Below are 21,446 nucleotides of genomic sequence, written 5' to 3'. Positions count from 1 at the left end.
TGGCCGCTGGATGGCGGTGCGGGCCTGTTGCACACTCGTACCCGTCACGCCACTGCCCCGTTGCCTGCCATGCCAACCTCGCTGCCTGCCCGGGCGTACGCCCTGCCCCTGGTCCTGATCCTGCCTCTGCTGCTTGCCGCCTGCTCCGATGCCGTGCAAACGCAATACCGCGACCTCGACGAGGCGCGCGCGGCCGGCGCGATACAACGCGGCTGGCTGCCGGCATGGCTGCCCGCGCGCACCGGCGCCATCACCGAGGCGCACGACCTCGACACCAACCGCCGCGCGGCCCGCTTCGTGCTGCCCGACGGCGCCCGCATCGAGCCGCCCGGCTGCGCGCCGGCCAGCGGCCGGCTGCCGTCGCCGGCCCTGGCCTTGCCGGGCTGGCCGGCTTCCCTGCACCAGGACGGTGCGGCCGGCCGCTACCGGCTGTACCGCTGCGCCGACGGCTACGCCGCTTTCGATGCCAATCACGGCTACGTGTGGAATTAGCGGGCGCGCCACACTCCGGGCCGGCGCACGACAAATTTGTACACAAATTTTGGGCTATCACGTTTAATAGCAACATCCTTCGTCCTTCGAACCGCCGCCCGGCCCATGCCGGGCGGCGGCCCGGGCGATGGCGGCTTTCCTGGCGGCGCGGGCCGCTCGCCGAGCGCGAGCCCCCGGGCCCCGGGTGTCCAGGCCCATTCCTGATGCGCATACGCCTCGCGCGCTGCGCATGTGAGGAGCACCGACGATGCGCAGCTCCACCGACCTCAGCGCCGAGGGCATCTCCCAGGCGATCGCCGCGGCCATCGTGTCGCACCGCCTGCCGCCGGGCACGCGCCTGCGCGAGGAAGCGCTGGCCAGCGTGTACAAGGTCAGCCGCACCAAGATCCGGGCGGCCTTGCTGATGCTGTCCAAGGACAAGCTGATCCAGATCGTGCCCGACAAGGGCGCCTTCGTCAGCAAGCCGGACGCCCACGAAGCGCGCGAGGTCTATGCCGTGCGGCGCATCCTGGAGGCCGCGCTGGCGCGCGAGTTCGTCGCCTGCGCCGCGCCGCAGGACTACGAACGGCTCGAACAGCATCTGCACCAGGAACGCGAAGCCATCCACGAGGGCGACGTGCAGCGGCGCAATCAGCTGCTGGCCGGCTTTCACCTGCAGCTGGCCGAGATCGTCGGCAACTCGGTGCTCACCGCCATGCTGCACGAACTGCTGGCGCGCACCGCCGTCATCACGGTGATGTACCAGAGCGCCCACGACGCCAGTTGCTCGTCGCAGGAACACTACGCCTTCCTGGCGGCCGCGCGCGACGGCGACGCCGAGCGCGCCTGCGCCCTGATGGACGAGCACCTGCTGCATCTGCAGACCGCGCTGGACTTCGACGGCGCGCCCGCGCCCAACCGCGATCTGGTGGCCGCCCTGCTCAGTTGAGCGGCCATTTGCGCCGGATCATGGCCCAAGCGTGCGCGAAGGGCTACTATGCCGCATTCTGTTGCCTGCCTGGACCTTCGTGTGATCGCCCTGCTCGAAGCCAAGCGCGCCGGCCTGCTGCGACGCGCCCATTGGCTGCCCAATATTGTCTCCGGCCTGATCGTAGGGGTCGTGGCGCTGCCGCTGGCCATGGCCTTTGCCATCGCCAGCGGCGCCAAACCCGAACAAGGCCTGTACACCGCCATCGTGGCGGGCCTGCTGGTCTCGCTGTGCGGCGGCAGCCGCGTACAGATTGCCGGCCCCACCGGCGCCTTCATCGTCATCCTGGCCGGCATCACCGCCCAGCATGGCGTGGCGGGCCTGCAGCTGGCCACCCTGATGGCCGGCTGCATCCTGCTGGCGCTGGGCGCGGCCCGGCTGGGGGCCATCATCAAGTACATCCCAGCGCCGGTCATCGTGGGCTTCACCGCCGGGATCGGCGTCATCATCTGGGTAGGCCAATGGAAGGATTTCTTCGGCCTGCCCTCCCCGGCCGGCACGCACTTCCATGAAAAACTGTGGCAGCTCGTGCACAGCCTGCCGCAGCTGCACCTGGCCACCACCGCACTGGCCGCGCTGTCGCTGGCGCTGCTGCTGCTGAACAACCGCTTGCCCTACCTGCGCCGCGTGCCCGGTCCGCTGGTGGCGCTCGTGGTGGCCACCACGCTGCAGGCCGCGCTGGGCCTGGACGGCGTAGCCACCATAGGCAGCGCTTTCGGCGGCATTCCGCAGGGCCTGCCCAGCTGGCAGTGGCCCGAGATCACCGTGTCGCGCGTCATCGAATTGATCGGCCCGGCTTTCGCCATCGCCATGCTGGGCGCCATCGAATCCCTGCTGTCGGCCGTGGTGGCCGACGGCATGGCCGGCACCCGCCACGATTCCAACCAGGAACTGGTCGGCCAGGGCCTGGCCAATATCGTCGCGCCGCTGTTCGGCGGCTTTGCCGCCACCGGCGCCATCGCGCGCACGGCCACCAACATCCGCAACGGCGGCACCAGCCCGCTGGCCGGGGTCGTGCATTGCATCACCCTGCTGCTGATGGTGCTGCTGCTGGCGCCGCTGGCCGAAAACGTGCCGCTGGCCGCGCTGGCCGCCATCCTGTTCGTGGTGGCCTGGAACATGAGCGACGCGCCTCACTTCGTCAGGATGATCAAGCGCGCGCCGCGCGCCGACGTCGCCATCCTGCTGGTCACCTTCGTGCTGACCGTGTTCGCCGACCTGGTGGTGGCGGTCAACATCGGCGTGGTGATCGCCATCCTGCACTTCCTGCGGCGCATGGCGTCCAGCGTGCAAGTGCAGGCGCAGAGCCCGGCCGAGCTGGGCGACGAACTGGGCCACCGCGGCTACGGGCCGCTGCCGGACGACGTGCTGGTCTACGCGGTCGAAGGGCCGCTGTTCTTCGGCGCCGCCGAGAACTTCGAGCGCGCCCTGGCGGCCACGCACACCGATCCGCGCACGCTCATCATCCGCCTGCGCTGGGTGCCGTTCATCGACATCACCGGCCTGCAGGCGCTCGAAGAGGTCATCACCGACCTGCAGCGCCGCGGCGTGCGGGTCATCCTCAGCGGCGCCAACCCGCGGGTCAAGGCCAAGCTGCATCGGGCCGGCCTGGTGGGCCTGGCCGGCGCCGACAATGTATTCGACCGCTTCGAGGACGCGGTGCTGTCCTGCCGCGCGCCGGCCGCTACAGGCGCTGCTCGTAGTCCTGCTCGGCCTGCGCCAGCGTGGTCCAGAACGGCGGCGGCGCCTGTCCGGCCAGCTTGCCGGCCAGCACCGCCAGGTGCGCATGCCAGCCGCCCGCCACATCCAGCATCGCGGCGCGGTCGGCCAGCCGGGTGTGGGTCAGCACCAGGCGCACCTGCTCGCCGGCCTCGCTCAGCTCGAACAACACCTCGGACGGCGCCTCGCCGGCGGCGCCGCCCCACGTCAGCGCCAGCACGCGCGGCGGCTCGCAGCGCAGCAGCGTGTGGTGCGCGACGATGGGCCGGTCGTATTGCGCGTAGCGCGCCGGCGCGGTTTCGGCCGTCAGCGCGGCGTGATTGAAATGCAGCTCGAAGGTCTGTCCGGGCTGCCGCGGCAATTCGCCGCCGGCCAGCCAGCGCGCGCGCTTGTCGGCGTCGGCCAGCCAGGCCCAGACGCGTTCGATGGGCCCGGGCAGCAGCCGCTCGAAGCGGATACTTTGCGCGTCCAGGCGCGCGCCGTGGCCATCGGGGGAAGCAGAAGATGGGGAGGTCATGGAGTCGGGTCCTGGTCGGGGTGGGAGGGAACGGACGATGCCGCGTCGGCGCGCAGCAAGGTCTCCAGCATGTCCAGCCTGGCATTCCAGAAGCGCTCGTAGAACTTCAGCCACGCGTCGATGGCGGCCAGCGGCGCGGCATCGATGCGGCACAGGTGCGAGCGCCCCTGCACGCGGCGGCTGACCAGCCCGGCGCTTTCCAGCACCTTCAGGTGCTTGGAGGCGGCCGTGAACGACATGGCGAACGGCGCGGCCAGCGCGCGGATATTGTGTTCCCCGTCGGCCAGGCGGCGCAGCATCGCGCGGCGCGTGGGGTCGGACAGGGCGTGAAAGACGCGGTCCAGGGCGGGAGCTTGATATTCAACCATTTGGTTATATTAGAGAAACCCGCCGTCTTATTCAACCAAATGGTTATGTTTTTTGTAACCGCGGCGGCACTGGCACAATGGAGCGCAAGCCTCAGCACCGGAAAACCCTGCCATGACGCCGCCCGCCCGCTCTTCCGCCGCCGCGCCCGCGCAATACGCCGACGTGCATTACGCCGACCGTCCCATGCGCATCGAGTATGCGCTGCTCGCGCCTGAGCGGCGCGATGCCCCCCTGCTGGTATTCCTGCACGAAGGGCTGGGGTCGCTGGCCATGTGGCGCGACTGACCGCGGCGCGTCTGCGATGCGGCCGGATGCCGCGGGCTGGTTTATTCGCGCTACGGCTACGGCCGCTCGACCGTCCGTCCGCTGGATGAGAGCCGGCCCATCGACTACCTGCACCAGCAGGCCGCGCAAGCCCTGCCCGCGCTGTTCGCGGCGCTGGGCATCGACGCGCGGCGCGACAAGCCGGTCCTGTTCGACCACAGCGACGGCGCCAGCATTGCGCTGCTCTATGCCGCCTTGTGCCCGGACGCCGTGGCCGGGATCGCGGTAGCCGCGCCGCACATCTACGTCGAGGACATTACCGTCGCCAACATCGCGGTGGCGCTGCGCGCCTACCGCGAAACCACGCTGCGCGACCGCCTGGCCCGCTACCACGACGATGTCGATTCGACCTTCGCATCGTGGACCGACACCTGGCTGGACCCGGCCTTCCGGCAATGGAACATCGAGGCCTACCTGCCGGCCATCACCTGCCCGGTGCTGGCCATGCAGGGCGTGGACGACGAATACGGCACGCTGGAACAGATCCGCGGCATCCGCCGCCTGGCGCCGCAGACCCGCCTGCTGGAAATCCAGGACTGCGGCCACTCGCCGCACAAGGACCAGCCCGAGCTGGTGACGCGCGCGCTGGCCGGATTCGTGGGCGGGCTGCGGCGCCCGGCGTGACGCGCCCGGCTCAGTCGGCCGGCGCGCGCCGCACCGCGGCGTCGACGATGCGCTCGGCGCCGGCCAGTTGCTGCGCCATCCCGGCGGGCAGGCCCAGCATGCCCTCGCGCGTGCCGGCCGGATGGTAGACCACCAGCACCTCGCCCGAGGCGGTCTCGCGCACCAGCACTTTCAAGGGCAGCTCCAGCGCGAAATCGGGCGCGGCCAGCATGAGCGGCGTGCCGGCCTTGGGATTGCCGTACACCACCACCTGGGTCGGCGGCATGTCCAGCTCCGCCTGCTTCGCGGCGGCCTGGTGGTCGATGACCGCGAAGATCGTCATTCCCTTGGCGCGCAAGGCATCCTGCAGGCGCGCCACGGTGGCGGCAAAGGGGTAATCGCTCTTGCGTTGCACGGCGGCCTCCTGGGCATGGGCCTGGACGGCGCCGGCCAGGCATAGCGCCAGAGCGGCGCGGCGGGCCAGGAGCGGAAAACGGCGGGAAATCTGCATGCGGGAACTCCTGAAGAAACGACCCGGAAACGCGGGACATCGCATCTTGCACGCTGCTACCCCTCGTTGCAGCTCCCCTTGCTCGGAGTTGCTACGCTGAAATCACCGTTCCCGCATCGACATTTCTGGAAGGAGGTACATCATGCCAGCCAAATCCAAAGCCCAGCAAATGGCCGCCGGCGCGGCGCTCGCGGCCAAGCGCGGCGAATCCAGGGTGAGCGACCTCAAGGGCGCCTCGCGCGACATGTACGACTCGATGAGCGAGCGCGAGCTCGAACACATGGCCGGCACCGCCCGCAAGGGCAAGCCGTACCATAAGTGACTCTCCGGGAGACCGTCCCCGCATGGGCAGCGACACCTGCGGCAAGGGTGCCTGTCCCGACGAGGACAGGCACCCCGGCGTACGGAAGGATTCGGCAGGAGCCTGTCCCCGTCGGGACAGGCTCCTGTGTCATAGGTATCTTTCCTTGTACATCAGCGGCGACATGCCGCAGTACTTGTTGAAGATGTCGCGAAAGGCCTTGGTGTCGTTGTAGCCGACCTCGTACATCACTTCGGCGACCGATTTGCGCGAGCTTTCGAGCTGCTTCTTGGCCGCCTCGATGCGGATGCGCTGCACGTACTCGACGATGCTGTTGCCGGTGGCATGGCGAAAGCGCCGCTCCAGCGTGCGCCGGCCCAGCGCCACGCGCTGCGCCAGTTGCTCCACGGTCAGGCGCTCGGTGTAGTTGGCCTCGATGTGCTCCTGCACTTGCCGCACCACCCCATCGCCATGCGTTTTCTGCCCCACGAACACCACGAACGGCAATTGGCTCTGGCGGCTCCAGTCCAGCTGGAACAGCTTGGCGCACCAGATCGCCGTCTCGCGATCGGTGTACTTGTCGACCAGGTGCAGCACCAGGTGCGCGGCCGAGAACGCGCCGCCGCTGGTGTAGATGCCGTTGGCCTCCAGCACGACCCGGTCGCTGACCCAGCGCACCGCCGGAAACAGGCGGCCGAAGTCGCTCTGCGCCGCCCAATGCACCACCGCGCGCTGTCCGTCGAGCACGCCGCCGGCGGCCAGCAGCGCGGCGCCCACGCACAGGCTGGCGACCTCGCCGCCGTTCTTGTAGTAGCCGGCCAGCCAGTCGATCAATGCGCCGTTCTCCTGCAGCGCCGGCTGCGGATCGCCCTGGATCGGCGGCACGACGCACAGGTCGACCTCGCCCACCGCCTCGAGCACGGTGTCGGCCTGCACGGTGATGCGGCCGTGATCCAGCCGCACCTGCGGCGTGGCCGCCACCAGGCGCACGTCGAAGCTCGGCGCGCGGCCGCGCTCGCGCAAGAAGCCGTTGGCCGCCAGAAACCCCTGGCGGGCGTTCTCGAGCGATGCGATGTTGGCCCGTTCGGGCACCAGCAGGGCAAGACGTTTCATAGCGCCCAGCATACTGCGGCCAGCCTGTCGCGATCCACCCGCAACAATGTCGCAATCCCCCGTCGGCAACCCCCTGCTTTCCCGCTACAGTGCCAATTCCAACCAGGGGGCCGCGGGGCCCCTGCCACCCAGGAGCAGTGCCATGGATCAATACGTAGACGGTTTCCTGCTGTCGGTGCCCAACGACAAGCTGGACACCTACCGGCAGATGGCCACCAAGGCCGGCGCGATCTGGAAAGAGCATGGCGCGCTGGCCTATTGCGAATGCACGGGCGACGACCTGGACATCGAAGGCATGGTGTCGTTCAAGACCTCGGCCGCGGCGCGCGAGGGCGAAACCGTGGTGTTCGCCTGGATCGTCTACCCGAGCCGGGCCGAGCGCGACCGCATCAATGCGGCGGTCATGGCCGACCCGCGCCTGAAGGAGCAGTGCGTCGACGGCGTGTTCGATTGCAAGCGCATGGCCTACGGCGGGTTCAAGACGCTGGTCAATCTATGAGGGCGGGCTGGCGCGCCAGCGCGTGCGCCGTGCCGGCCACCCGCACCGAACTGCCCGGCTCGGGGCCGTACTCGGCCCGCAGGCGCGCCGGCACGCCCATGTCGAAGCCCTGCAGGATCTCGATGGCCCCGGCGCGCAGCCAGCCGCTGTCGCGCAGATGGCCAGCCAGCGCGGCGGCGGCCGCCCCGGTTGCCGGATCCTCGTACACGCCGCCGGCCGCAAATGCATTGCGCGCGTGCAGCAGCGTGGCCGACTCGGCGTGGACCCAGGCGATCGTCACCACGCCCGTGCGCTTCATGAAAGCGCGGCCGGCGGCCAGGTCGTAGCGCATCGCCGCCAGGCGCTCGCGGCTGTTCAGCGGCAGGATCAGGTGGGCGGCGCCGGCCTCGGCGTAGGCGGGCGGCAGCCGGCTGTCGAGGTCGGCGGGCGTGTAGCCGAACAGGGCCAGCGCCTCGTCGCGCACGGCCGCCTCCAAGGGCGCGCTGCGCGTGCGCGGCGATTGCAGCGCGGCGCTGTACAGGCCGCCCTGGCGGCGCCCCTCCACCGTTATGTTGGCATGGTTGGTCGTCAGGGCGAACACGCCGTCGCCCTCCTGCTCGGCCAGCACGGCGCCCAGCGCGATCGTGGCGTGGCCGCAGAATGGCACTTCCGCTTCCGGCGCGAAATAGCGTACCCGCCAGCCGCCATAGGCCGGCGCGGCGAACACGGTTTCGGAATAGCCGATCTCGGCGGCCATCTGCTGCATGGTCATGGCGTCGGGCAGCACCTCGGCCACATGGACGCCGGCCGGGTTGCCGCCGCGCGCGCCGTCGGAAAAGGCGGCGATGCGCCGCACCGAGGCAATCAGGGATGTCGTGGTTTGCATGGCTATCTCCACAAAGCGATGAGAGGTACGATAGCCACACGCATCAATTTAGGATATCGAATTCTTATAATCCCCAGTATCACGAATCCTAATAAATCATGAGCCGCAATATCGACACCGCGCTGCTGCGCGCCTTCCTGGCCGTCCACGATACCGGCAGCCTGACCGCCGCCGCCGCCCTGCTGCACCTGACCCAGAGCGCGGTCAGCCAGCAGTTGCAGCGGCTGGAGGCCCTGTTCGGCCGCACCCTGCTGGAACGGCGCCGCAGCGGCGCGGCGCTGACCGGCGACGGCGCGCGCCTGCTGGGCCGCGCGCGCGAAATGGTGCGCCTGAACGACGAACTGATGCAGCACATGACCGGCGCCGGCTGCGTCGGCGCGGTGCGGCTGGGGGTGCCGCACGACCTGATCGGCACGCACTTGCCGGGCCTGCTGCGCGCCTATTCGCTGCGCTATCCCGATGTGGACATTTCGCTGATCTCGGCGACCTCGCCCGAACTGCTGGAGCAGGTGCGGCGCCGCAAGCTGGACTTGACGCTGGCCGAGGAACCCATCGGCGCGGCGGCGGGCGGCGAGCGCCTGGCCGTCGACCGCGTGGTGTGGCTGGCCGCCCCGGGCGGCCAGGCGTGGCGCAAGAACCCGTTGCCGGTCTCGCTGGTCAGCGATGCCTGCGCCTTCCGGCCGGTGCTGGCCGACGCGCTGGACGGCGGACGCATTCCCTGGCGCAGCGTATTCGAGAACGGCAATGCCGACGCCACGTTGACCACCGTGCGCCTGGACCTGGCGGTCACAGCCAGCCTGCTGTCGGTGGCCCCCGCCGACCTGCAGGTGCTCGACGCGGCCAGCGGCCTGCCGGCCCTGCCCGACTACGCCATCAATCTGTACATCGCACCCGGCGAGCGCTCACAGGCCGTCGAGGAAATGGCGCGCCATATTCGCCAGGCCTACCAGGAGCGCCGGCCGGCTTACGCGGCCGCCGCCTGAGTGCGCCCGCGTCGCGCCGGCTCAGCCGCCGGCCCGCTGCACCAGCAGCACGCCGGCATGCAGGGCCAGGCCGATCAACCCGCCCACCAGCGTCCCGTTGAAGCGGATGTACTGCAGGTCGCGGCCCACGCTCAGTTCGAGTTCGCGCACCAGGTGGCGCTCGTCCCAGTTCTTGACGGTACGCGAGATATGCTCGGTCACGCCGCTGCGCAGGCTGTCGGTCAGCTTGCGCGCGCTGTCCAGCACATGCTCGTTGACCGCCCGGCGCAGCTCGGGGTCGCGCGACAGCCGTTGGCCCAGCGCCTGCAGGGCGTCCTCCAGGTGGCGCGCCAGCGCCGAATCCTCGGCCTCCAGGTCGCGCCGCAATACCGCATGGATGTCGCGCCATAGCCCCAGCGCGTACTCCTGTACGCGCGGGTCGTCGATCAGGCGCTGCTTCAGGGCCTCGACCTGGCCGGCCAGCTCGGGGTCGTCGCGCAGCCGCGCGATATAGTCGGCCACCCACGCCTCGTAGTTGCGCCGCACGGGATGATCCGGGCGCGACAGCACATCGCGCAGCTCGTCGACCAGGGCACGCGCCATGCGATCGGCCAGGTTGTCGGCAATGCCCTCCACCGAGCCGATGACATCCACCGCGGCGATGATGCGCGGCCATTCCTTGCGGGCGAACTTCACCAGCAGCGCGGAGGCGCGCTGGCGGATATCCTCTTCGCCGAGGTAGTCGCCCAGCCGGTGCAGCGCGGCGTCCAGCAATTCCTGGTGGCGGCCGTCGCGGGTCAGCAGGGCCAGCACTTCGCCGGCCGTGCGCGCCGCGTCCCAGCGGCGCAACTGCGCCACGGCGAAGCCCTGGATGGCGCGGCTGACAGCCTGCTCATCGAGCAGGTCCAGCGCCTGCAGCGCCACCTGGCGCGCGCCCTGGCCCAGGCTGCGGGTCTGGCGCGGGTCGGCCAGCCAATGGCCCAGGCGCGCGGCCGGATCGAACACGCGCAGCTTTTCCAGCAGCGTCGCGGGATCGAGGAAATGATCGCGCACGAACAGCGCCAGGTTGTCGCCGATACGCGCCTTGTTGGCCGGGATGATGGCGGTATGGGGAATCGGCAGCCCCAGCGGGCGGCGAAACAGCGCCACCACGGCAAACCAGTCGGCCAGCGCGCCGACCGTGGCGGCCTCGCAGAACGCCCGTACCCAGGCCCAGGCGCCCTGTCCGCCCATCAGGTGGCTGGTGACGAAGCCGGCGATCATGGCCGCCAGCAGCGCCAGCGCCCAGCGCTGCATGCGGCGCAATTGCGCCAGGCGCGGATCGGCCGGCGCGCTCATGGGGCCAGCCCCGGGCGCCTGCGCGCCGCGGCGCTCTCGAACTCGCCGGCCAGCCAGTCCAGGAAGGCGCGCACCGGCGGGTGCCGCTGGCGGCCCGGCGCCGACAGCGCGGTATAGCGCAGCCCGGGCACGCTGATGTCCGGACGGAAGCACGCCAGCAGGCCGCGCGCCTCGCTGTCGGACACCATGGCCGAGCTGGCCAGCACCAGCCCCTGGCCGGCGATGGCGGCCTGCAGGGCGTAGTTTTCCTCTTCATAGCTGCGCGGCGCGGCGCGCCAGCCAGCTCACGCCGGCCGCCTCGCACCATTGCCGCCAGCCGGTCTCGTACACGGTGGAATCGCGCCATTGCACCGAGATCAGCGCGGGCCGCCGCCGCGCCGCGCTGGCCACCGCGGCGGGCGCGCCATAGACGGCGAAGCGCTCGGGCAGCACGGCCCCGGCCTGCACGCCGCGGTGGCGCCCCGAGCGGTCGCCGCCGCCATAGCGGATCGCCACGTCCACGCTGGCGTCCTGCAGCAGATCCACCAGGCGGCTGGTCGCGTCCAGCCGCACCTCGTAGCCGGGATGCGCCTGGTAGAAGCGCCCCAGCCGCGGCACCAGCCACAGCGCGGCAAACGAATGCGTGGTCGACACCGTCAGGCCGCCCGTGCTCGGGCGCGGACGCAGCGCGTCCAGCGTCTGCGCCAGATCCAGCAGCATGCCATGCACCCACTGGAACAGGCGTCCGCCCTTGGGCGTCAGCAGCACCCCGCGCGGCAGGCGCTCGAACAGCGCAAAGCCCAGCCGCTGCTCGAGCGCGCGGATCTGGTGCGACACGGCGGTGGGCGTGACATGCAGCTCGGCGGCGGCGCCCTTGAAGCTGAGCAGGCGCGCCGCGGCCTCGAAGGCGCGCAGCGCGCCCAGCGGTAGATCATGAAACATGCGGGGCCACGAGATAGATGAATTCAATTCATCTTAATGCAGGCATCGTCACTCGCCAAGCCAGGCAATCAAGCCGTAAATTTTCCATGCACCAACGCTCATCCCACCCATACGCTTAGCGAGGAATGAAAATGGATTCATCTCAAGTCCCCAACCCCGTGCTGGTGCTGGTCGGCAGTCCGCGCCGCGACGGCAACAGCGCCCTGCTCGCCCAGGCCGTGGCCGAGGGCGCGCGCCAGTCCGGCGCCGCCGCCACGCTGCTGTTTCTCGACGACTACATCGCGGGCTTCCTGACGGACGAGAAAGAGGCCGATGCGCGGCGCCCCGACGACCGCTACGGCGAACTGTTCTTCGACCACTTCCTGCCCGCGCGCGCCGTGGTGCTCTGCACGCCGGTGTACTGGTACGGCATGTCGGCCCAGGCCAAGGCCTTCTTCGACCGCTCTTTCACCTATTACTCGGCCAGCCATCCCCGCCACGCCGAGGTGCTGCGGCGCATGACGGGCAAGCGGCTGGCGCTGGCCGTATCCTCCGAGGAAACCTACCCCGGCGCGGCCCTGGGCATCGTGCACCAGTTGCAGGAGTTCACGCGTTACACCCACTCGCAGTTCGTCGGCATGGTGCACGGGGCGGGCAACCGCCGAGGCGAAGTGGCGCACGATCCGCGCCGTCCGCTGCAAGCCGCGCACCGGCTGGGCCACGACCTGTTGTCGCTGCCCTACTCCGACTATCGCATCGACAGCCCGCGCGATCACCAGGTCTGGCCCGGCGCGCCGGCGTGAACGCGGCGCCGGGGTGCCTGTCCCAGCGGGGATGCTGGTGCCTGTCCCTGCGGGGACAGGCACCCCAGAAGTCGGCAGGTGCCAGACCCCCTGTGGGGACAGGCACCCGGGTTAGAAGAAGCCCAGGGCCTTGGCGCTGTAGCTCACCAGCAGGCACTTGGTCTGCTGGTAATTCGACAGCGCCGCCTTGTGCGTCTCGCGCCCGATGCCGGACTGCTTGTAGCCGCCGAAGGCGGCATGCGCCGGATACAGGTGATAGCAATTGGTCCACACCCGGCCGGCCTCGATGCCGCGGCCCACGCGGTAGGCCCGCGCGCCGTCGCGGCTCCAGACGCCCGCGCCCAGGCCGTAGAACGTGTCGTTGGCCATGGCGATGGCCTCTTCCTCGTCCTTGAAGGTGGCCACCGCCGCGACCGGCCCGAAGATTTCCTCCTGGAAGATGCGCATGCTGTTCTTGCCCAGCAGCATGGTCGGCTGGACATAGAAACCCTGGTCCAGCCCGCCCGGCAGCATGTCGTTACGCGCGCCGCCGGTCAGGCATTGCGCGCCCTCCTGGCGGCCGATATCGATATAGGACAGGATCTTGTCCATCTGCACCTGCGAGACCTGTGCGCCCACCATGGTGCCGGCATCGAGCGGATGGCCGGTCTTGATGGACTGCACCCGCGCGATGGCCTTCTCGATGAAGCGCTCGTAGATCGACTCCTGGATCAGGATGCGCGACGGGCAGGTGCAGACCTCGCCCTGGTTGAGCGCGAACATGGCCAGGCCCTCGAGCGCCTTGTCCAGGAACTCGTCGTCGTGGTCCATCACGTCGTCGAAGAAGATGTTGGGGCTCTTGCCGCCCAGCTCCACCGTGGCGGGGATCAGGTTGTCGGCCGCCGCGTGCAGGATGTGCTTGCCCACCGGCGTCGACCCGGTGAAGGCGATCTTGGCGATGCGCTTGCTGGTGGCCAGCGCCTGGCCGGCCTCCTTGCCATAGCCGTTGACCACGTTGAGCACGCCCGGCGGCAGCAGGTCGCCGATCAGTTCGGCCAGCACCAGGATCGAGGCCGGCGTCTGTTCGGCCGGCTTGAGCACCACCACGCAGCCCGCCGCCAGCGCCGGCGCCAGCTTCCAAGCCACCATCAGCAGCGGGAAGTTCCAGGGAATGATCTGCCCCACCACGCCGATGGGTTCGTGGAAGTGGTAGGCCACGGTGTTGGCGTCGATCTCCGAGATGGCGCCCTCCTGCGCCCGGATGCAGCCCGCGAAATAGCGGAAATGGTCGATCGCCAGCGGCAGGTCGGCCGCGGTGGTCTCGCGCAGCGGCTTGCCGTTGTCGATCGACTCGGCCACCGCCAGCATGGGCAACTGTCCCTCGATGCGGTCGGCGATGCGCAGCAGGATGTTGGCCCGCTCGGCGGGCGAGGTGCGCGCCCACGCGGCGCACGCGCGATGCGCCGCGTCCAGCGCCAGTTCGACGTCGGCCGCGCCCGAGCGCGGCACGCGGCAAAACGGCTGGCCGGTAATGGGCGACAGATTGTCGAAGTACTCCCCGCCTGCCGGAGCCACCCATTGGCCGCCGATGTAGTTCTCGTACTGTTCCTTGAACGGGTAGGCCACATCCAGGCCCAATTTTTTCAGGTCGGATAGATCCATGGTTTGTCTCCTGATGTCGTTGTGGCGCCGTGACGATTGCTTGCCGTCGCGCGGCGGGCGCATGGGGCGCCGTTCAGGCTCATGCAAACGCCGTGCCAGCCCGCGGCGACGAGCTGTTACCTCTGGACGGCCAGCGCGCACGCGCTTTTCATGCATAATTTCCCTATAAAAAACAGCGGCTTGTCGCATCTTGCGACAGGCCGGCGTTGCCGGCGGCGACATCGCGTCGCGGCGCGCGACACGCAAGGAGACACCGCATGCCCGGCTACCAGCTTTCCGCATCCGGCCAGCACCTGCCGTCCACGCAGGCCGCCGCTCCCATCGTGCGCTCCTGGGAGCGCTGCGCCAGCGCCGCCGCCGACCTGCACGACGACCCCGTCGCCCTGCGCCACGGCGACCTGCAGGAACGCCTCGAGCAGCACGCCTGCGTGCTGCGCGCCGCCCAGCCCGAAATCGAAACCCTGGCCGGCATGGTGGCCAGCGCCTCCAGCCTGGTGCTGCTGGCCGACGCCAGCGGCGTGATCCTGCAGGCAAGCGGCAATACCGGGTTCCTGCAGCGCGCCGACCACGTGGCGCTGCGGCCCGGGGTCAGCTGGGCCGAAAACCATCGCGGCACCAACGCCATCGGCACGGCGCTGATCGAAGCCGCCGCGCTGCGCGTGCACGGCGCCGAACACTTCCTGCGGCGCAACCAGATCCTCAGCTGCCACGCGGCGCCGATCCGTTCGCCGCGCGGCGAGATCCTCGGCGTGCTGGATATCTCGGGCGACGCCGGGCGCATGCACGCCTATGCGCTGAGCCTGGCCAGCATGTGCGCGCGCCAGGTTGCCAACCGCGTCATCGAGCAGGCCGGCGAGCGCTGCCTGTACCTGGTCTTCCACAAGCAGGCCTCGCTGCTCGATTCGGTCGAACGTGGGCTGCTGCTGATCGAGGACGAACGCATCGTCGGCGCCAACGATGCCGCCGTCGCGCTGCTGGGCGCCACCTGGCCCGCGCTGCTGGACCAGCCGCTGGACGGCTGGCTGGTCGATTGGCGCGCCGTCGCGCGCACGCCCGGCCGCGTCCATACGCCGCAAGGCGCACCCTTCCATGCCGTGCTGCGCCAGGGCGGGCATGCGCGCTCGCTGCCCGCGCCGCCGCGCCCGCCGCGCGCCATGCCGGCACAGGCGCCCGAGGAAACGCTGCCGGCGCTGGCGCCGGCGCTGCAGGCCGGCTTCGAACGCGCCCGGCGCGCGCTCGACGGCGGCCTGTCGGTGCTGCTGCAAGGCGAAACCGGCGCCGGCAAGGAAGTCTACGCACAGCACCTGTACCGCCGCAGCATCTGGCGCGACGGTCCATTCGTCGCCGTCAATTGCGGCGCCCTGCCCGAAAGCCTGATCGAGGCCGAACTGTTCGGCTACGAGCCGGGCGCCTATACCGGCGCGCGGCGGCTGGGCGCGCGCGGCCGGCTGCGCGAAGCCGACGGCGGCGTGCTGTTCCTGGACGAAATCGGCGACATGCCGCTGGCCCTGCAGACCCGCCTGCTGCGCGCCCTGCAGGAGCGCATGGTGCAGCCGCTGGGCGCCGACAAGGCGGTGCCGGTCAACTTCGGCCTGGTCAGCGCCACCCACCGCGACCTGGACGCCATGATCGCCGCCGGCGAGTTCCGCGCCGACCTCTATTACCGCCTGCACGACTATGCGGTCCCCTTGCCGCGGCTGCGCGAGCGCGACGATCTGCGCCCCTTTATCTGCGCCGCCTTGCGCGCGCTGGACGACACGCCCGCCGGCCTGACGCTGGCCGACGACGCCCTCGACGCGCTGGCCGCCTATGCGTGGCCGGGCAACTACCGGCAGCTGCGCTCGGTGCTGCGCACGCTGGCGCTGTTCCATCCGCCCGGCAGCCTGATCCATCGCCACCACCTGCCCGCCGCCATCGCCGCGCCCGCCGTCCACGCGGCCGACGGCGCCGCGCCGCCCCCGAGCGTGGTGGCCCCGCCCGCGGCCGCCACGCTGCGCGACGCCGGCCTGCACCGGATCGACCAGGCCCTGGCCCGCCACGGCGGCAATATCGCCGGGGCCGCGCACGAACTCGGCATCCATCGCAGCACGCTGTACCGCCACCTGGCGCGCCAGCGCGGCTAGCTGTGAACTGTCAATAGGTTGTATTCGTCCAGGTTGAGTCTGGAGATGGGTACAGCGCGCCCGATGCCTTGGTGGGGTCGATGCCAGTTGTAGTGGTGTAGCCAGGATTTCATGGCATCGGCTCGGTGTTGGGAGTTCTGGTAGGTGTGAGCGTAAGCCCACTCACGCAAGGCCGACTGGATGAAGCGTTCGGCCTTGCCATTGGTCTGTGGGCGGTAAGGTCGGGTAAAGCGGTGCTTGATGCCCAGCTCATGGCACAGCGCGGCGAAGGCGCGGCTGCGAAAGGCCGAGCCATTGTCGGTGAGCAAGCGCTGGATGGTCACGCCCAGGCGCTGGTAGTAGGCCACTGCGTCCTTGAGGAACTGGACGGCGCTGGGGAAGCGCTCGTCGGGGTGGATGTCGGTGAAGGCCACGCGGGCGTGGTCATCGATGGCCACGAAGACGAAGTCCCAGCCGGCCCCCTCAACGGTATCGCGTCGGTTGCCCGTGACCCGGTGGCCAGGGCGCTGGATACGTCCCAGCTTCTTGATGTCGATGTGCAGCAGATCGCCGGGGGCCTGATGCTCGTAGCGCACCACCGGCTCGGCCGGCTCCAGGTCGGCCAGGTGCGACAGACCGGCGCGGGCCAGGACGCGGCTGACGGTGCTGGCTGACACGCCCAGCGCCTGGGCGATGCGCGCTTGGGTCAGCCGCTTGCGGCGCAGCTCCACGATAGCCAGCGCCTTGGCCGGCGCAATCGCTCGGGGCGAGACCGTCGGGCGCGAGGACGCATCGGCCAAGCCCGCCTGGCCCTGAGCCAGGAAGCGGCCCAGCCATTTGCGCACAGTCGGCGCGGTGACCCCATAGGCGCGGGCCGCTTCAGGCACACAAACTTGATGGGCGATCAATTGCTGGACCATTTCGAGTCGACGTAGGAAGGTCAATCGGGCATGCTTATGGGTGTTCATCCGGCCGGGCTCCTTGAGTGAACTGGGGGGGTGGCGATTTCCAGTTTCTCAAATCCGGTTCGGATGAACCATGCATACAACCTATTGAATCTTCACACCTAGCGGCGTGAGTACCTGCCTATCGTGCCCCTGCCGGGGCTTCTCGTGGCCCGTACCCGTGCCAGTCGGACCGGCCTGCGCCGCCGCGCGGGAGCCTTACGCATATGGCGCCCACCGGCGCCCGCCTTTGACGAGGAGTACCTGATGGCGAAAGAAGAACTGATCGAACTGAATGGCATCGTGGACGAAGTGCTGCCCGACAGCCGCTATCGCGTCAAACTGGACAACGGCATCGAAGTCGGCGCCTACGCGTCTGGCCGCATGCGCAAGCACCGCATCCGCATCCTGGCCGGCGACCGCGTGACGCTGGAAATGTCCCCCTACGACCTGACCAAGGGCCGTATCAACTTCCGCCACAAGGACGAGCGCTCGGGCCCGCCCAGCCGTCCGCCGCAGCACCGCCGCTGATTTCCCGCGGGCCGTTGCATACCGGCCCGCCTGCCGTCGTGCAGCAAAGCGCCAGACATGAAAAAATGGCGCCATGACGGACAAGCATGAAACCCTGCGAGACGCCGCCGACCGGCTGAACAGCGCCCGGCGCGCGTTCGGCCTCGGCGAGGACGGCCTGCGCCTGCTGCGCCGCTCGCGCGAGGCATTCATCAACAGCCTGCGCAACACCGGCCTCACCTACGCCCAGGCCCAGGTCAAGTACGACAACTGCCTGGACGAGCAGCAGCAATTGCACCAGCAGGCCATCCACGAACTGCAATACGCCGAACGCCTGCACCGCCAGTTGCTGGCCGAGCTGGAGCAGACCGCCTGAGCGGCCCTGCCCGCGCCTAGGGCTTGAACGCCCCGATGAAGATGGCCGGATCGACGCGCGCGTCGTTCAGGCTGATGTTCCAGTGCAGATGCGGCCCGGTGGCGCGCCCGGTGGCGCCCACCTTGCCCACCACCCCGCCGCGCGGCACTTCGTCGCCCACCTTCACGTCGATCTCCGACATGTGGCAGAACATGCTGATGAAGCCCTGCCCGTGGTCGACGAACACCGTCCTGCCGTTGAAGAAGTAATCGCCCACCAGCACGACGCGCCCGGCCGCCGGCGCCTTGATCGGCGTGCCCGCGGCGACGGCGAAATCCAGCCCGGAATGCGGGTTGCGCTCCTGGCCGTTGAAAAAGCGCCGCAGGCCGAACGGGCTGGACAGCCGGCCCGGCACCGGGCGGTCCAGCAGCACGTTGCTGGGCGTGACGCCGGCCCGGAAGATGCGATAGGCGTCCGTCTGCTCGGCCAGTTCGCGCTCGATGCGCTTGAGGTCGTCCGGATTGGGCGTGACCTGCCGCTGGTTCTTCAGCTTGATGTGCTGGGCCGTGTACTTTTTGGCGCCGATATCGAATGCAATGCTGCGCACCGCGCCGCCGGAACCCCGCACCGAGATCGCCTCGCTGCCGGGCCTGGCCGCCAGCGGAATGCCGACCACGGCGATCCACGGGCCGTCGGCTTCGCGCAGCACCATGACGGGACGGCCGCGGTACGTGACCTCCGGCGCCTGGGCGGCCTGCCCCAGGTCCACCACGGCCACCCCGCCGGGCACCGGCGCGCTCAGCTTGCGGCTGATGTAGCCCTGTGCCTGCGCGCCCTGGGCGGCCAGCAGGGCCAGCGCCAGCCAGGCGCCGCGCCACAGGCGGGCGGCCGCGCTCACAGGCACAGGTTGGCGGCGTCGACCAGCTGCTGGCCGCTTTGCGGCAGGCGGGTCGACAGGCTTGCGTCGGTCTTGCCCTGCCAGGTGGTGGTGGTCAGCACCGCATCCACGCCCAGGCTACCGCGCGACACTAGCTCATAGCCGTTGCGGATCTCGCGCTGCTCGACCGGCACGCCCAGCCCCTTCCAGGCCGCGCTGACGCAGGCCGCGTACTCCTGGGCGGAACGCTGGGGCGAGCCGTAGAAGGCCGGCTCGCGGTCACGGATATCCTTCACATTGGCGCAACCGGCCAGCGCCAGGCCCAGGGCCAGCAGTGCAAAACGGGCTTTCATCGAGGCTTCTTCCTGAAAATCTGAAAAACGGCGCGCCCACTATAGCGCACGCCCTATTGCCGGGCGGCGGGCTGGCGCAGCGCCGACTTGGGCCGGAACGCCTTGATCACGGCCGGATCGGTTTCGGCGTACGGCCCGCCGATCAGGTCGATGCAATAGGGCACGGCGGCGAACACGCCCGCCGCCAGCACGGCGCCGTCGGCGTCCTTCAAGCCCTCCAGCGTTTCGCGGATCGCCTTGGGCTGGCCGGGCAGATTGATGATCAGCGCGGCATGACCGGCCGTCTCGCGGATCACCGCCACCTGGCGCGACAGGATGGCGGTGGGCACGAAGCGCAGGCTGATCTGGCGCATCTGCTCGCCGAACCCGGGCATCTCCTTGGTGGCCACGGCCAGGGTCGCTTCCGGCGTGCAGTCGCGCCGCGCCGGGCCGGTGCCGCCGGTGGTCAGCACCAGGTCGCAGCCGCAGCCGTCCACCAGGTCGACCATCGCGGCCGAAATGGCGGCGGGTTCGTCGGGAATCAGGCGCTCGACGGCCTGCCAGGGCGAAGTCAGGGCCGTGCCCAGCCAGTCGCGCAGCGACGGCAGGCCCTGGTCCTGGTAGACCCCGGTGGAAGCGCGATCGGAAATCGACACCAGGCCGATGAGCAGTTCGTCGGGATGGCTGCGGACAAGCGGGGCCGAAGGGGAGGTAGACGTGGACATGGCGGGTATCGCGGGCGGCGGCGGGGGAACGGAACGGGCCGCGCGGGCCGGGCCGCCGCAGGCCGGCCCCGGGACGGCCGCGCCGGAGGATCTCTCGCGGCATTCTAACGCGCCGCGCGGCGCGCCCGGGGCGGGTCACAAATCTGCAATAATTCCGCCACACGACACCCCTCTCCTGGCTCCCATGCTCCACCTTTTCTCCGGCCTAGACCTCTGGGTAGGTCTCAGCCTCGTCCTGGCGTTGACATTCGTTCTCGCCTTCGAATTCATCAACGGCTTTCACGACACCGCCAATGCGGTGGCCACGGTCATCTACACCAAGGCCATGCCGCCGCACCTGGCCGTCATTCTCTCCGGCATCTTCAACTTCCTCGGCGTGCTGCTGGGCGGGGTGGGCGTGGCCTACGCCATCGTGCACCTGCTGCCGGTCGAACTGCTGATCAACGTCGATACCGGGCGCGGCCTGGCCATGGTCTTCGCCATGCTGTCGGCGGCCATCGCCTGGAACCTGGGCACCTGGTATTTCGGCATCCCGGCCTCCAGCTCGCACACCCTGATCGGCTCGATCCTGGGCGTGGGCATGGCCAACGCCTTGCTGACCGACATCTCGCTGGCCGAAGGCGTGAACTGGGGCAAGGCGATCGATATCGGCCTGTCGCTGGTGGTCTCGCCGGTGGCCGGGTTCATGGTGGCCGGCGGCATCCTGCTGCTGCTCAAGCGCTGGCTGCCGCTGTCGAAAATGCACAAGACGCCCGAGCAGCGCCGCGCCATCGACGCCAAGAAACACCCGCCCTTCTGGAACCGCCTGGTGCTGGTCCTGTCGGCCATGGGCGTCAGCTTCGTGCACGGTTCCAACGACGGCCAGAAAGGCATCGGGCTGATCATGCTGGTGCTGATCGGCATCGTGCCCGCCAAGTTCGTGCTCGACGTCAACAGCACCACCTACCAGATCGACCGCACCCGCGATGCCGCCAGCCACCTGAGCGCGTTCTACCACCGCAACGAAGCCACGCTGGGCGAGTTCCTGGCCCTGTCGCGCGGCGGCAACGGCGCCGACCTGCCCAAGACGTTCCGCTGCGATCCCAAGCTAACCATGCCCACCATCGCCGCCCTGCAGGACGACCTGCGCGGCGTGACCAACTACGCCGATCTCTCGGCCGACAAGCGCATCGATGTGCGGCGCTACCTGCTGTGCCTGGACGACACGGCCAAGAAGGTCGCGCGGCTGGAAGGCCTGCCGGCGCGCGAGCGCGCCGACTTGCAGCGATTGCGCGGCGATCTCACCACCACCACCGAATACGCGCCGCTGTGGGTCATCGTGGCGGTGGCGCTGGCGCTGGGCATCGGCACCATGGTGGGCTGGCGCCGCGTGGTGCTGACCGTGGGCGAGAAAATCGGCAAGCAGGGCATGACCTACGCCCAGGGCATGGCGGCCCAGGTCACCGCGGTCGGCGCCATCGGCCTGGCCAACGTGTTCAGCCTGCCGGTCTCGACCACCCACGTGCTGTCGTCCGGCGTGGCCGGCACCATGGTCGCCAACAACAGCGGCCTGCAGGGCGGCACCGTGCGCACCATCCTGATGGCCTGGGTGCTGACGCTGCCGGCCTCGATGCTGCTGTCGGCCGGCCTGTTCTGGGTGGGCACGCTGCTCGCCGCGTAGGCCGCGCGCGCCCGGGC

21 protein-coding genes and 3 pseudogenes are annotated in these 21,446 nt (G+C 69.7%); 12 read left to right on the top strand and 12 right to left on the bottom strand.

Annotated elements, in window-relative coordinates:
* The first annotated feature begins 27 nt into the window (after positions 1-27).
* The 3 genes and pseudogenes from BN118_RS07090 to BN118_RS07080 form a co-directional block, all read left to right on the top strand.
* Positions 28-492 (top strand): hypothetical protein, encoded by a 465-nt coding sequence (locus tag BN118_RS07090; protein WP_014905663.1) that lies wholly within the window; start codon positions 28-30, stop codon positions 490-492.
* 247 nt (positions 493-739) lie between these two features.
* Positions 740-1,420 carry a GntR family transcriptional regulator gene (locus tag BN118_RS07085; RefSeq protein WP_003816977.1) on the top strand — a complete coding sequence of 227 codons (681 nt, stop codon included), beginning with the start codon at positions 740-742 and terminating at the stop codon, positions 1,418-1,420.
* 48 nt (positions 1,421-1,468) lie between these two features.
* Positions 1,469-3,157: pseudogene (locus BN118_RS07080) on the top strand (SulP family inorganic anion transporter); the annotation flags it as partial.
* On the opposite strand, the gene BN118_RS07075 reads toward BN118_RS07080, so the two are convergent.
* Both BN118_RS07075 and BN118_RS07070 read right to left on the bottom strand, forming a co-directional pair.
* Entirely contained in the window at positions 3,144-3,695 is a 552-nt protein-coding gene (locus tag BN118_RS07075; protein ID WP_010930760.1) for an SRPBCC family protein, read from the bottom strand. The pseudogene BN118_RS07080 and the gene BN118_RS07075 sit on opposite strands and share 14 nt — an antisense overlap.
* Complete coding sequence (locus tag BN118_RS07070) at positions 3,692-4,063, bottom strand: ArsR/SmtB family transcription factor (RefSeq protein ID WP_003816971.1); 372 nt, start codon at positions 4,061-4,063, stop codon at positions 3,692-3,694. Before BN118_RS07070 ends, BN118_RS07075 begins: the two co-directional genes overlap by 4 nt.
* A 112-nt stretch (positions 4,064-4,175) precedes the next feature.
* On the opposite strand from BN118_RS07070, the pseudogene BN118_RS07065 reads away from it, so the two are divergent.
* Positions 4,176-5,012, top strand: a pseudogene (locus BN118_RS07065) (alpha/beta fold hydrolase).
* Between the two features lie 10 nt (positions 5,013-5,022).
* Here the strand turns inward: BN118_RS07065 and BN118_RS07060 are convergent.
* Complete coding sequence (locus tag BN118_RS07060; RefSeq protein ID WP_010930762.1) at positions 5,023-5,502, bottom strand: DUF302 domain-containing protein; 480 nt, start codon at positions 5,500-5,502, stop codon at positions 5,023-5,025.
* A 142-nt stretch (positions 5,503-5,644) separates the two neighbouring features.
* Between BN118_RS07060 and BN118_RS07055 the strand changes: the two genes are divergently transcribed.
* The gene (locus BN118_RS07055; RefSeq protein ID WP_003812228.1) at positions 5,645-5,824 is read left to right on the top strand and encodes a DUF3008 family protein; all 180 of its coding nucleotides are present in this window, start codon (positions 5,645-5,647) and stop codon (positions 5,822-5,824) included.
* A gap of 129 nt (positions 5,825-5,953) precedes the next feature.
* On the opposite strand, the gene BN118_RS07050 is transcribed toward BN118_RS07055, so the two are convergent.
* Positions 5,954-6,928: a GlxA family transcriptional regulator gene (locus BN118_RS07050; protein ID WP_010930763.1), complete on the bottom strand. Its 975-nt coding sequence runs from the start codon at positions 6,926-6,928 to the stop codon at positions 5,954-5,956.
* Between the two features lie 130 nt (positions 6,929-7,058).
* On the opposite strand from BN118_RS07050, the gene BN118_RS07045 reads away from it, so the two are divergent.
* Complete coding sequence (locus BN118_RS07045) at positions 7,059-7,415, top strand: DUF1428 domain-containing protein (RefSeq protein ID WP_003816964.1); 357 nt, start codon at positions 7,059-7,061, stop codon at positions 7,413-7,415.
* Here BN118_RS07045 and BN118_RS07040 read toward each other — a convergent pair.
* Positions 7,405-8,280: a PhzF family phenazine biosynthesis protein gene (locus BN118_RS07040; RefSeq protein WP_014905662.1), complete on the bottom strand. Its 876-nt coding sequence runs from the start codon at positions 8,278-8,280 to the stop codon at positions 7,405-7,407. The genes BN118_RS07045 and BN118_RS07040 overlap by 11 nt on opposite strands.
* A gap of 98 nt (positions 8,281-8,378) precedes the next feature.
* Between BN118_RS07040 and BN118_RS07035 the strand changes: the two genes are divergently transcribed.
* Positions 8,379-9,263 carry a LysR substrate-binding domain-containing protein gene (locus tag BN118_RS07035; RefSeq protein ID WP_010930765.1) on the top strand — a complete coding sequence of 295 codons (885 nt, stop codon included), beginning with the start codon at positions 8,379-8,381 and terminating at the stop codon, positions 9,261-9,263.
* Between the two features lie 21 nt (positions 9,264-9,284).
* On the opposite strand, the gene BN118_RS07030 is transcribed toward BN118_RS07035, so the two are convergent.
* Positions 9,285-10,580 carry a DUF445 domain-containing protein gene (locus tag BN118_RS07030; protein ID WP_010930766.1) on the bottom strand — a complete coding sequence of 432 codons (1,296 nt, stop codon included), beginning with the start codon at positions 10,578-10,580 and terminating at the stop codon, positions 9,285-9,287.
* Positions 10,577-11,501, bottom strand: a pseudogene (locus BN118_RS07025) (LysR substrate-binding domain-containing protein). Before BN118_RS07025 ends, BN118_RS07030 begins: the two are co-directional and overlap by 4 nt.
* Before the next feature lie 131 nt (positions 11,502-11,632).
* On the opposite strand from BN118_RS07025, the gene BN118_RS07020 reads away from it, so the two are divergent.
* The gene (locus BN118_RS07020; RefSeq protein ID WP_003816959.1) at positions 11,633-12,283 is read left to right on the top strand and encodes a flavodoxin family protein; all 651 of its coding nucleotides are present in this window, start codon (positions 11,633-11,635) and stop codon (positions 12,281-12,283) included.
* A 111-nt stretch (positions 12,284-12,394) separates the two neighbouring features.
* Here BN118_RS07020 and exaC read toward each other — a convergent pair whose 3' ends face one another.
* Complete coding sequence (gene exaC, locus BN118_RS07015) at positions 12,395-13,924, bottom strand: acetaldehyde dehydrogenase ExaC (protein WP_014905661.1); 1,530 nt, start codon at positions 13,922-13,924, stop codon at positions 12,395-12,397.
* A gap of 257 nt (positions 13,925-14,181) precedes the next feature.
* Here exaC and BN118_RS07010 point away from each other — a divergent pair, with 257 nt between their 5' ends.
* Entirely contained in the window at positions 14,182-16,047 is a 1,866-nt protein-coding gene (locus tag BN118_RS07010) for a sigma-54-dependent Fis family transcriptional regulator (protein WP_010930768.1), read from the top strand.
* On the opposite strand, the gene BN118_RS07005 is transcribed toward BN118_RS07010, so the two are convergent.
* On the bottom strand, positions 16,044-16,994 hold the full coding sequence (locus BN118_RS07005; protein WP_005012067.1) for an IS481-like element IS481 family transposase: 951 nt from the start codon (positions 16,992-16,994) through the stop codon (positions 16,044-16,046). The two genes, BN118_RS07010 and BN118_RS07005, sit on opposite strands and share 4 nt — an antisense overlap.
* Before the next feature lie 243 nt (positions 16,995-17,237).
* Between BN118_RS07005 and infA the strand changes: the two genes are divergently transcribed.
* Together infA and BN118_RS06995 are read left to right on the top strand one after the other, a co-directional pair.
* Complete coding sequence (gene infA / locus BN118_RS07000; RefSeq protein WP_003809486.1) at positions 17,238-17,501, top strand: translation initiation factor IF-1; 264 nt, start codon at positions 17,238-17,240, stop codon at positions 17,499-17,501.
* Between the two features lie 73 nt (positions 17,502-17,574).
* Positions 17,575-17,856 carry a hypothetical protein gene (locus BN118_RS06995; protein ID WP_003819817.1) on the top strand — a complete coding sequence of 94 codons (282 nt, stop codon included), beginning with the start codon at positions 17,575-17,577 and terminating at the stop codon, positions 17,854-17,856.
* A 16-nt stretch (positions 17,857-17,872) separates the two neighbouring features.
* Here the strand turns inward: BN118_RS06995 and BN118_RS06990 are convergent, their stop codons facing one another.
* The 3 genes from BN118_RS06990 to mog are packed head-to-tail and all read right to left on the bottom strand — an operon-like array spanning position 17,873 to position 19,769.
* On the bottom strand, positions 17,873-18,733 hold the full coding sequence (locus BN118_RS06990) for a M23 family metallopeptidase (protein WP_014905660.1): 861 nt from the start codon (positions 18,731-18,733) through the stop codon (positions 17,873-17,875).
* Positions 18,730-19,065, bottom strand: coding sequence for a hypothetical protein (locus BN118_RS06985; RefSeq protein WP_003809479.1), 336 nt, complete (start codon positions 19,063-19,065; stop codon positions 18,730-18,732). Before BN118_RS06985 ends, BN118_RS06990 begins: the two co-directional genes overlap by 4 nt.
* A 53-nt stretch (positions 19,066-19,118) precedes the next feature.
* Positions 19,119-19,769 carry a molybdopterin adenylyltransferase gene (gene mog, locus BN118_RS06980; protein ID WP_010930141.1) on the bottom strand — a complete coding sequence of 217 codons (651 nt, stop codon included), beginning with the start codon at positions 19,767-19,769 and terminating at the stop codon, positions 19,119-19,121.
* Between the two features lie 184 nt (positions 19,770-19,953).
* Between mog and BN118_RS06975 the strand changes: the two genes are divergently transcribed.
* Entirely contained in the window at positions 19,954-21,429 is a 1,476-nt protein-coding gene (locus BN118_RS06975; protein ID WP_010930140.1) for an inorganic phosphate transporter, read from the top strand.
* The last annotated feature ends 17 nt before the right edge of the window (positions 21,430-21,446 follow it).

It is taken from the genome of Bordetella pertussis 18323 (assembly GCF_000306945.1).
Taxonomy (GTDB): domain Bacteria; phylum Pseudomonadota; class Gammaproteobacteria; order Burkholderiales; family Burkholderiaceae_B; genus Bordetella; species Bordetella pertussis.
The sequence above is the reverse complement of the archived record's forward strand: the minus strand, read 5'-3'. Positions and strand labels throughout refer to the sequence as shown.